At 35.2% G+C, this 10,240-nt stretch carries 13 protein-coding genes; all 13 read left to right on the forward strand.

What is annotated here, in order from left to right:
• Positions 1-154 precede the first annotated feature (154 nt).
• Positions 155-1,213 carry a methionine ABC transporter ATP-binding protein gene (locus A9G35_RS00560; RefSeq protein ID WP_034911491.1) on the forward strand — a complete coding sequence of 353 codons (1,059 nt, stop codon included), beginning with the start codon at positions 155-157 and terminating at the stop codon, positions 1,211-1,213.
• Between the two features lie 85 nt (positions 1,214-1,298).
• On the forward strand, positions 1,299-1,898 hold the full coding sequence (locus A9G35_RS00565; protein ID WP_442903157.1) for a methionine ABC transporter permease: 600 nt from the start codon (positions 1,299-1,301) through the stop codon (positions 1,896-1,898).
• A 287-nt stretch (positions 1,899-2,185) separates the two neighbouring features.
• Entirely contained in the window at positions 2,186-3,001 is an 816-nt protein-coding gene (mlaF, locus tag A9G35_RS00570) for a phospholipid ABC transporter ATP-binding protein MlaF (RefSeq protein WP_218057153.1), read from the forward strand.
• Positions 3,001-3,780: a lipid asymmetry maintenance ABC transporter permease subunit MlaE gene (mlaE, locus tag A9G35_RS00575; protein ID WP_141671397.1), complete on the forward strand. Its 780-nt coding sequence runs from the start codon at positions 3,001-3,003 to the stop codon at positions 3,778-3,780. Before mlaF ends, mlaE begins: the two co-directional genes overlap by 1 nt.
• Before the next feature lie 11 nt (positions 3,781-3,791).
• Complete coding sequence (gene mlaD, locus A9G35_RS00580; RefSeq protein ID WP_065635257.1) at positions 3,792-4,364, forward strand: outer membrane lipid asymmetry maintenance protein MlaD; 573 nt, start codon at positions 3,792-3,794, stop codon at positions 4,362-4,364.
• A gap of 9 nt (positions 4,365-4,373) precedes the next feature.
• The gene (gene mlaC / locus A9G35_RS00585; RefSeq protein WP_065635258.1) at positions 4,374-5,018 is read left to right on the forward strand and encodes a phospholipid-binding protein MlaC; all 645 of its coding nucleotides are present in this window, start codon (positions 4,374-4,376) and stop codon (positions 5,016-5,018) included.
• 5 nt (positions 5,019-5,023) lie between these two features.
• The gene (locus tag A9G35_RS00590; protein ID WP_065607173.1) at positions 5,024-5,296 is read left to right on the forward strand and encodes an STAS domain-containing protein; all 273 of its coding nucleotides are present in this window, start codon (positions 5,024-5,026) and stop codon (positions 5,294-5,296) included.
• A gap of 93 nt (positions 5,297-5,389) precedes the next feature.
• Positions 5,390-5,647 (forward strand): BolA family protein, encoded by a 258-nt coding sequence (locus A9G35_RS00595; RefSeq protein ID WP_065560910.1) that lies wholly within the window; start codon positions 5,390-5,392, stop codon positions 5,645-5,647.
• A gap of 96 nt (positions 5,648-5,743) precedes the next feature.
• Positions 5,744-7,771 (forward strand): oligopeptidase A, encoded by a 2,028-nt coding sequence (gene prlC, locus A9G35_RS00600; RefSeq protein WP_065635259.1) that lies wholly within the window; start codon positions 5,744-5,746, stop codon positions 7,769-7,771.
• The gene (locus A9G35_RS00605; RefSeq protein WP_065635260.1) at positions 7,758-8,486 is read left to right on the forward strand and encodes a class I SAM-dependent methyltransferase; all 729 of its coding nucleotides are present in this window, start codon (positions 7,758-7,760) and stop codon (positions 8,484-8,486) included. The genes prlC and A9G35_RS00605 overlap by 14 nt, the downstream gene beginning before the upstream one ends.
• Before the next feature lie 25 nt (positions 8,487-8,511).
• Positions 8,512-9,201, forward strand: a complete 690-nt coding sequence (gene rsuA, locus A9G35_RS00610) for a 16S rRNA pseudouridine(516) synthase RsuA (RefSeq protein WP_065635261.1) — start codon at positions 8,512-8,514, stop codon at positions 9,199-9,201.
• 152 nt (positions 9,202-9,353) lie between these two features.
• Positions 9,354-9,653, forward strand: coding sequence for a transposase (locus A9G35_RS00615; RefSeq protein WP_065635262.1), 300 nt, complete (start codon positions 9,354-9,356; stop codon positions 9,651-9,653).
• Positions 9,654-9,736: 83 nt separating this feature from the next.
• Positions 9,737-10,240 (forward strand): DDE-type integrase/transposase/recombinase (locus A9G35_RS00620; protein WP_141673715.1); only part of this gene is annotated, 504 nt, incomplete at its 3' end.

Raw genomic sequence — 10,240 nt, forward strand, 5'->3', positions numbered from 1 at the left:
TTATTAGAGCAACAATTTAACCTGTGATACCGTTAGATATATCAATTATTGTCAATCGTTGAATATGCAATATAAACACCTGCAATAAATGATTCAGCCAAATTGCCTAAGCAAGCACTTATTCAACTAGAACAAAATAAATAGGTGATGAACAATGATTAAATTTGAACATGTCTCAAAACAATATGAAAGAAATGGCGTCACAACACAAGCTTTAAACGATATTAATTTAACCATCAGTAAAGGTGATATTTACGGCATTATTGGTTACAGCGGTGCAGGTAAAAGTACCTTAGTGCGCTTAATTAACTTTCTTGAAAAACCAACACAAGGCAATGTCATTATTCAAAATAAACTGTTAAATCAATTATCTAGTACTGAATTACGTCAAACTCGCCAAAAAATTGGTATGATTTTTCAGCATTTTAATTTGCTTGAATCAAAAAACGTATTTGAAAATATTGCTATTCCTTTAATTTTAATCAAAAAAGATAAACATTCGATTAAACAAAAAGTCTATGAACTTTTGGAATTTGTTGGATTAAGTGATAAAGCTAACAGCTATCCCAAAGAGCTTTCTGGTGGGCAAAAACAGCGCATTGGTATCGCCCGAGCATTAGCCAACGATCCTGATATTTTACTATGTGATGAAGCAACTTCAGCACTTGATCCACAAACCACTCAAGCTATTTTAGATTTAATCAAAAAAATCAATGAAAAATATAAAATAACAGTCGTGTTAATCACTCACGAAATGCATGTAATTGAACAAATTTGCCATAAAGTTGCAGTAATGGAAAAAGGCAAGATTATAGAACAAGGTAACGTACTTGACGTATTTGGACAACCAAAACACCAAACTACTCAAAATTTTGTTAGCTCAGTGATCAACAATCAAATTCCAAATGGTGTTGTCGAAAATTTGTTAGAAATAGAAGGTAAAAAAGAAAATATTAAATTATTTAAGCTCGAATTCTTAGGACGATCTGCGTCAGAACCCGTGATGAATTCACTTATACTGCAACAAAAAGTTATCGTCAATATTTTGTTTGCCCATATGTCAGAAATCGAAAAAACGGTTTTAGGTAGTATGTTTGTTCAACTAAAAGGTAACGATAGTAATATCAAAGAATCAGTACATTACTTACGTGAGCGCGGTGTGCAAGTCACTGAAATTAAACATTGGGAGATGAGTAAAAATGGAAATATTTAATACTATAATTGACTATTTGGCCTCTTGCTTTGCAACATCAGTAACCACTGAACAATTTGTTCAAGCATTCTATGACACCCTAATTATGGTAGTTTTCTCCTTAATTTTAGGTTCATTAATCGGAATTCCACTTGGTATTTGCTTAGTTACAACAAGACCTTATGGACTATTAGAAAATAGTCGAGTGTTTCGTATTATCAATCCGATTATTAATATAGTTCGCTCATTGCCTTTTATTATTTTATTAGTTGCTATCCAACCTTTAACAAAGGTCATTGTAAATAGCTCTATTGGCACTATAGCAGCGATTGTTCCGTTAACATTTTATGTTGCTCCTTACATTGCTAGATTAGTTGAAAATTCATTACTTGACGTGAATAGTGGTATTATTGAAGCGGCTCAATCAATGGGAGCGACGCCAATACAAATTATTTGGTATTTTATGTTACCAGAGGCATTTAGCTCTTTAATTTTAACGCTTACAACTGCTACTATAGGTTTAATTGGTGCTACAGCGATGGCTGGTGCTATTGGTGCTGGCGGTATTGGCGATTTAGCTGTGTCATACGGTTATCAACGTTTTGATAATACTGTTACTTATATCTGCGTGGTGATACTAGTTATTGCTATACAATTTATTCAAAACACTGGTAATTATTTAGCTCGTAAAGCACGGCATGAATAAAACACATAATCACTTTTAGTTATGCATGATCAGTAAAAAATGGGGGGAGCTAAAATATAACTTTCCCCATTTATTATTTAGAAAAATAGCCTTAATTATCTTTTATCTCTCTAATAAGATATTTTACGTAAAACCTCTGTTTGCCTATAAAAATCAGCCATCGAGTATAAAAACTATTTATTGAGCAGTTATACACAAATAGGCAAAACGTTTAATTGATTTCTTTATTTACAAATATCAAGTAAAATAAGCAAAATTTTACCATTCTAGAAATCTAGGAAATCAATGTGACAAACGCATTACAACAAAATTTGGTTGAAATTCACGATATGTCTTTTTATCGTGGAACAAGGCCTATTTATAAAAATATGAGTTTGAATGTCCCGAAAGGAAAAGTGACAGCAATCATGGGACCTTCAGGAATTGGTAAAACCACACTACTAAGGCTCATTGGTGGTCAATTAAAACCCCAGTCAGGAAAAATTTTATTCGATGGTGAAGACATTCCAAGCATGTCTCGCTCCCGACTTTATGAAGTACGCAAACGCATGAGCATGTTATTCCAATCGGGAGCTTTATTTACCGATCTAACTGTGTTTGATAATGTTGCTTACCCACTACGTGAGCACTTCAAATTACCTGAACCTATATTGCATAATTTAGTCTTAATGAAATTACAAGCTGTTGGTTTACGTGGTGCAGCTCAAATGATGCCATCGGAACTATCTGGCGGTATGGCAAGGCGAGCAGCATTAGCTAGAGCCATTGCACTTGATCCCGATTTAATTATGTTTGATGAACCTTTTGCTGGGCAAGATCCTATATCTATGGGAGTTATTGTTAAACTGATATCTGAAATAAACCAATCATTAGGATTAACCTGTATCGTTGTTAGCCATGACGTGACCGAAGTGCTCAGTATTGCAGATTATGCTTACATTGTAGCCGAACAACATATTATTGCAGGTGGTACATCACAGCAATTACGTGATAATGATGATTTACGAGTAAAACAATTCCTTGACGGGTTGGCTGATGGTCCAGTACCTTTTCATTATCCTGCTGAAGATTACAAATTAGACCTAAGCAGAGGTACAAAATAATGTTAAATTTACTGGCAAAATTAGGACAATGGTTTATTGATATCATTGCGATGATTGGTCGTTCTGGTGTGATGCTCTTTAGGGCATTAATAGGTAAGCCACAATTTAATAAACAATTCCCATTGCTCATTAAGCAATTTTATTTTGTTGGAGTACAATCACTCACTATTATTATTGTTTCTGGTCTTTTTATTGGCATGGTTTTGGCCTTGCAAGGTTATTTTATTCTGACCACTTTTGGTGCTGAAGCCAGCCTTGGAATGATGGTAGCCCTTGCCCTACTTCGTGAGTTAGGTCCTGTTGTTGCTGGTTTGCTGTTTGCAGGCCGTGCTGGCTCTGCATTAACGGCTGAAATCGGCTTAATGAAAGCAACTGAGCAGCTATCAAGTATGGAAATGATGGCAATTGATCCATTACGACGTATTATTGCACCTCGTTTTTGGGCTGGTTTTTTCAGTATGCCATTTTTAACTGCAATTTTTGTTACCGTTGGTATTTTAGGTGGTGTTATTGTAGGTGTTGATTGGAAAGGTATTGATGCAGGCTTTTTTTGGTCATCTATTCAAAGTAATGTTGATTGGTGGCATGATCTAGGTAACTGTTTTGTAAAAAGCTTTGCATTTGCTATTGCTAGCACTTGGATTGCACTTTTCAATGGTTATGATTGTGTACCAACATCAGAAGGAATTAGTCGAGCAACAACAAGCACTGTTGTTTATTCATCATTAGTAATTTTGGGGTTAGATTTTATTTTAACCGCATTAATGTTTAGTCATTGAGGTCATTAAACATGAGTCGTAAAGTTGAAATCACAGTAGGATTATTTATGGTACTGGTCATTTGCTCGGTACTTTTTTTATGTTTCCGTGTAACGGATCCAACATCATTTGCTAGTCATAATTCATATCGAGTTTATGCTGTATTTGATAATATTGGCGGATTAAAAGCACGCTCACCAATCAAAGTTGGTGGTGTGGTTATTGGGCGTATAAGTAATATTACTCTACACTCATCTAAGCAAGATATCTACAAACCCTATGTGACAATAGATATTGATGCACAATACAACAAAATTCCAAGCTCAAGTTCGCTTTCAATTAAAACATCAGGGTTATTAGGTGAACAATTTATTGATATTAACCTTGGATTTGATCGAATGACTGAGTTTGATATTGATTCTGACGGCGTAGCCAACGCCACTTTGCAAAAAAACAAAATTCCACCTTACTTTGAAGAAGGTTTTGTCATACATAATACCAAACCCGCAATGCTCATTGAAGATTTAATCGGTCAATTTATCTATGGAATTGGCAACTCAAAGAAAGATAAACAACAAGATACACAAAATAAAAATGACGAATAAGGAGTTCACATGTTAACAAAATTCAAACAAACGATTGTGTTAGTATTAGCTTTAGTATTTAGTACGATAGCATTTGCTGAAAATGATCCTTATAAAGAAATGCAAATTTCTGCTGATAAGCTTTTTAGCACTATGAATTCACAATCTGCGACATTAAAATCAAACCCTAATAAACTAAAAGAGATAGTAAGAACAGATTTATTACCTTATGTACAAGTAAAGTATGCTGGTGCATTAATTTTAGGTAATTATTATAAAAGTGCTACAGATGCGCAACGTAAAGCTTATTTTGCTGCTTTTGAAAACTATTTGGTACAAGCTTTTGCTCAAGCATTATCTATGTATAATGGTCAAACTTATCAAGTTGAATCACCAAAAGATTTAACAGGTAAAACGCTTATCTCTATTCGTGTTTTATTAAACCAACCTAATAAAAACCAACAACCATTGCGTATTGATTTCCAATGGCGTAAAAATTCAGTGACTGGCGAATGGAAAGCGTATGATTTAATTGCCGAAGGCGTTAGCATGATCACCACCAAACAAAATGAATGGTCAACAATTTTACGTCAAGATGGTATTGATGCATTAACTAAACAATTAACTGATCTTTCAACTCGCAATATTGACCCAAACGCTAAACCAAAAGGCTAGCCATAATGTCGCGAATAAAAACAGAAAAACAACAAGAAATATTATCTTTACAGGGTGAACTTGATGTTCACTCTTTAAACGATTTGTGGTCAACACAAAATACTATTTTAAATGGTGTAAAATGCATTGATGTTGCGCAACTTACTCGGGTTGATTCTTCAGGGCTCGCAACTTTAATTTATTTTTGCAATAAATATCATGTAAAGCTCAAAGGTATTAATCCTCAGCTACAAACATTAATTACATTGTATGATCTACAACCTGTAATTAATATTTAAAAAATGTTAATTTTTATACTGAAACACATAGTTACCGGAAACTTTTTAACAAAAAATCTCCCCCATAATTTACATTAATGATGAGTATGAATAATGGATAAACAAGAAATTATAAACAAATTAAAAAATTCGCTTGAACTTGATGATGTACATGTCCTAACCGATGATGGAAGCCATTTCCAAGTTATTGCTGTAGGAGAATTATTTGCCGATTTAAATCGAGTGAAAAAACAACAAGCAATCTATGCCCCTTTGGCTGAATTTATTAATGATAACCGTATTCATGCGCTTTCTATAAAGACTTATACCCCCACTGAATGGCAACGTGAACGCAAACTTATGGGATTATAACCATTTCTTAGCATGATAATCCCTTGAATTAATTGTTTTCGCCACCATATTATGTTGTATCAATAGACAACACCATTTGTATAAAGGTATCGCTACATGACTAATCCATTATTAACAGATGCACCATTACCCCTTTTTTCACAAATTAAACCCGAACATGTTTTGCCTGCTATACAAGAAACTTTAAAAAACTGCAGAAATACCATTGAAGCAGTATTAAAGCAAAATAGCCAATATACTTGGGATAACTTAATTCAACCAATTGATGAAGCAGACGAAAAATTTGGACGAGCTTGGTCTCCAGTTAGTCATCTTAACTCAGTTAAAAATAGCCCTGAATTACGTGAAGCTTATGAAGCTTGTCTGCCATTACTATCTGAGTACAGCACATGGGTTGGGCAACATAGACCTTTATATCAAGCTTATAAGCAACTTAAAGAAAGCGAACAATATGCTACTTTAACCAAAGCACAGAAAAAAGTGGTTGATAATGCACTACGTGATTTTGAATTATCTGGAATTGGCTTACCCGATGACAAACAGAAACGTTACGGTGAAATTGTTGCAAAATTATCAGAATTATCCTCAAAATATAGTAACAATGTGCTCGATGCTACCATGGGATGGTCAAAATTAATTACCGATATCAAAGAACTATCTGGCATGCCTGAAAGTGCGCTTTCTGCCGCAAAAGAACAGGCTAAATTAAAAGATAAAGAGGGTTGGTTACTAACCTTAGATATACCAAGTTATCTTCCCGTCATGACCTACTGTGATAATCGTGATTTACGATTTGAACTTTACCAAGCCTATAATACTCGTGCGTCAGATCAAGGACCAAACGCAGGTAAGTGGGATAACACTGAAATTATCAAACAAATCTTAACGCTTCGCAATGAGCTTGCACTATTACTAGGCTTCGATAATTACGCTAATAAATCACTAGCAACAAAAATGGCAAGTTCAACAACTCAAGTGATTGAATTTTTGACCAATTTAGCAACTAAAGCTAAACCTCAAGGTGAAAAAGAGTTAGCAGATCTTAAACGTTATGCTTATGAGTTTTTTGGCGCAAGTGACATCAAACCATGGGATATAGCTTATTATAGTGAAAAGCAAAAACAGCATTTGTACGCTATCAACGATGAAGAATTGCGTCCTTATTTCCCTCAACAACGAGTTATTAATGGTTTATTTGAAGTAGTGCATCGCATTTTTGGTATTACAGCCAAAGAGCGACAAGGCGTTGAAGTTTGGGATCCTGAAGTTAAATTTTATGATCTCTTTGCCGCAAATGGTGAGTTAAAAGGTAGTTTCTATCTTGATTTATATGCACGTGAACATAAGCGTGGCGGTGCTTGGATGGATGATTGTATTGGTCGTATGCGTTTTGCTGATGGTCATGTACAAAAACCCGTTGCCTATTTAACTTGTAACTTCAATCGCCCTGTTGGTGATAAACCAGCACTATTTACACACGACGAAGTCACAACCCTTTTCCATGAATTTGGTCATGGTTTACACCACATGTTAACCGAAATTGATACTTCATCAGTTTCTGGTATTAATGGGGTGCCATGGGATGCTGTTGAATTACCAAGTCAATTTTTAGAAAACTGGTGCTGGCAGCCTGAAGCGCTTGCATTCATATCTGGGCATTATCAAACTGGTGAACCGCTACCAACTGATATGTTAGAAAAGATGCTAGATGCTAAAAACTATCAAGCAGCACTATTTATTTTACGCCAATTGGAATTTGGTCTTTTTGACTTTAAATTACATACACAAAAAGATCCTGATATTTTAAATACATTGGCTGAAATAAGAAAGCAAGTTGCGGTTGTTCCTACCGTTGAATGGGGAAGATTTCCACACGCATTTAGCCATATCTTTGCTGGTGGTTATGCTGCAGGTTATTATAGCTATTTATGGGCAGAAGTATTATCCGCTGATGCATTTTCACGTTTTGAAGAAGAAGGTATTTTCAACGCTAAAACAGGCAATGCATTTCTTGATAATATCTTGTCACAGGGTGGTAGCGATGAGCCTATGACATTATTTAAAAACTTCCGAGGCCGCGAACCTCAACTTGAAGCATTACTTCGTCATTATGGTATCCACTAATTCTAACTTTGCTCAGCTAAAATTATTAGCTGAGCAGTGGTTATCCACACATGCTGATCTTCCATTCGCTCTTGTTACCCAAAACAATCAACTTGAGTTACAAAAAACTGACGAACCAAAACTAGGGGCAATATGCGTAAACTTTGTTTCTGGAACAATGGCTCATCGTCGCCAATTTGGTGGTGGGCGTGGCGAAGCAATTGCTAAAGCAGTAGGTATCAAAGGTGAGTATTTACCTACAGTTCTTGATACCACAGCAGGGCTTGGTCGAGATGCATTTGTTTTAGCATCAATCGGTTGCCATGTCACTATGTTTGAAAGACATCCTGTTGTTGCTGCATTGCTAAAAGATGGCTTGCAGCGTGCCTACCAAGATCCCAAAATCGGTAGTTGGCTTGAGCAACATTTACGTTTAATTTATCATTCAAGCATTGAGGGATTGAGTACTTACCCTGAAAAACCTGATGTTATTTATCTCGATCCAATGTTTCCACATCGACAAAAAAGTGCGCTTGTCAAAAAAGAGATGCGCATTTTTCAACAATTAGTGGGCTGTGATAATGATGCAGATAGCCTATTAGAACCAGCAAGAAAATTAGCAAAAAAACGGGTTGTAGTAAAAAGACCCGATTATGCTCCTTTTTTAGCCGACCAAAAACCAACGGCAGAAATTAAAACTAAAAATCACCGTTTTGACATTTACACGCCTCTTTAATTCATAAGGATAAATGATTTAGATTATGCGATTAGACAAATTTCTTGCTCATCATTTAGGCATAAGTAGAACAATTGTTAACAAAGAGCTCAAAGCTAAAAAAGTCACCGTCGATGGCGAAATAGTAAAATCAGGCGCTTACCAGTTATTACCCGAGCAAGTGGTCGAGTATGATGGTTATGAAATCATACCCGTAGCCAATAATCGTTACTTTATGCTTAATAAACCTCAAGGTTATGTCTGTTCAACTGATGATCCTGACCACCCTACTATACTTTATTTTATTGATGAACCAATGCCTGAAAAATTGCATGCAGCAGGTAGACTTGATCTTGATACTACAGGACTTGTTCTACTTACTGATGATGGTAAGTGGTCACACCGTATTACATCACCCAAACATCATTGCGAAAAAGTCTATGCCGTCACGGTTGAACAGCCATTATGTATTGAACTGATTGATATATTTAAAAATGGTATCCAATTAAAAAATGAGAAATCACTTACCAAACCAGCTGAATTAAATATTATTGATGACTTTCACGCTGAATTAACTATTAGTGAAGGACGATATCATCAAGTTAAACGCATGTTTGCAGCAGTCAATAACCATGTTGTTGAATTGCATCGCAAACAAATAGGTAAGATAATTCTTGATATACCTGAAGGTGAATATCGACCACTTACACAAGATGAAATCGACTCGTTTAATTGACACATATAATTTACATTAATCTTAATAGCAACTTTCCATTTAGATAAATAAATATTTTTTAAATAATTTTATCTCATTGGATCGGCTACACTAATTCATACAACTTTTTTAAGGGGTAAGGTAAACTTATCACAACTAAAAAAGGAACAAATATGAATAAGATTAAACGCAAAAGACGAACATTCACAGATGATTTTAAACACCAAATGGTCAGTCTTTATCAACATGGTAAATCACGTAGTGAAATCGTTGCAGAATATGATTTGACGCCATCAGCATTGGACCGTTGGATAACGCAATCAAGCCAAAGTGGCTCATTTAAAACAAAAGATAATCGCAGTCCACAAGAACAAGAGCTAATCGCGTTGCGTAACGAGCTTAAACAGCTGCGTATGGAAAACGATATTCTAAAGCAAGCAGCACTGATAATAGGACGAAAATCGCTATCCTAAAAGCAAATCGACATCGTTATAGCATAACAAAGCTATGTCAATATTTAGGATTATCAAGATATTATGCTTATTATCAGTGTAAATTGAATAGACAAACATCAGTAGGGCTTTATGCCGATAAAATCGTGACGTTATTTAATCAGAGCTATCAGTCTTATGGTACAAGACGAATTCGTTTTGATTTACAAAAAGAGAATATTTGGGTGTCATGCCATTACATTGCTCGGGTGATGAAAGCCTTATTGCTGGTATCAAAATACACCGTTAAACGTTATCAATCTCACAATACGGAAGTGAATGAAACCGCCACAGAAAATCACCTGCAACGACAATTTGATGTAGGTGATAAAAAACAAATTGTTGTTGCGGATTTAACCTATATTCAAGTTAAGCAACGTTGGAACTATTTATGTGTTTTAGTGAACTTATCCGATAGGCAGATTGTCGGTTACCATGTTGGTCAACATAAAACAGCAGAGCTTGTTATGTCGGCATTAAGCCAAATTAAACTGCCATTATCGAAATTAGATTTATTTCATTCAGACCGCGGTAAAGAGTTTGATAATCGGTTATTAGCGGATTGTTTT

It is taken from the genome of Gilliamella sp. Choc5-1, assembly GCF_001690595.1.
Classification (GTDB): domain Bacteria; phylum Pseudomonadota; class Gammaproteobacteria; order Enterobacterales; family Orbaceae; genus Gilliamella; species Gilliamella apicola_M.

Coding starts and splice junctions, on each gene's coding strand:
- mlaC (WP_065635258.1), top strand. CDS start 4,374: ATGTTAACAAAATTCAAACAAACGATTGTGTTAGTATTAGCTTTAGTA.
- A9G35_RS00605 (WP_065635260.1), top strand. CDS start 7,758: ATGGTATCCACTAATTCTAACTTTGCTCAGCTAAAATTATTAGCTGAG.
- rsuA (WP_065635261.1), top strand. CDS start 8,512: ATGCGATTAGACAAATTTCTTGCTCATCATTTAGGCATAAGTAGAACA.
- mlaE (WP_141671397.1), top strand. CDS start 3,001: ATGTTAAATTTACTGGCAAAATTAGGACAATGGTTTATTGATATCATT.
- A9G35_RS00560 (WP_034911491.1), top strand. CDS start 155: ATGATTAAATTTGAACATGTCTCAAAACAATATGAAAGAAATGGCGTC.
- A9G35_RS00595 (WP_065560910.1), top strand. CDS start 5,390: ATGGATAAACAAGAAATTATAAACAAATTAAAAAATTCGCTTGAACTT.
- mlaD (WP_065635257.1), top strand. CDS start 3,792: ATGAGTCGTAAAGTTGAAATCACAGTAGGATTATTTATGGTACTGGTC.
- prlC (WP_065635259.1), top strand. CDS start 5,744: ATGACTAATCCATTATTAACAGATGCACCATTACCCCTTTTTTCACAA.
- A9G35_RS00615 (WP_065635262.1), top strand. CDS start 9,354: ATGAATAAGATTAAACGCAAAAGACGAACATTCACAGATGATTTTAAA.
- A9G35_RS00565 (WP_442903157.1), top strand. CDS start 1,299: ATGGTAGTTTTCTCCTTAATTTTAGGTTCATTAATCGGAATTCCACTT.
- A9G35_RS00590 (WP_065607173.1), top strand. CDS start 5,024: ATGTCGCGAATAAAAACAGAAAAACAACAAGAAATATTATCTTTACAG.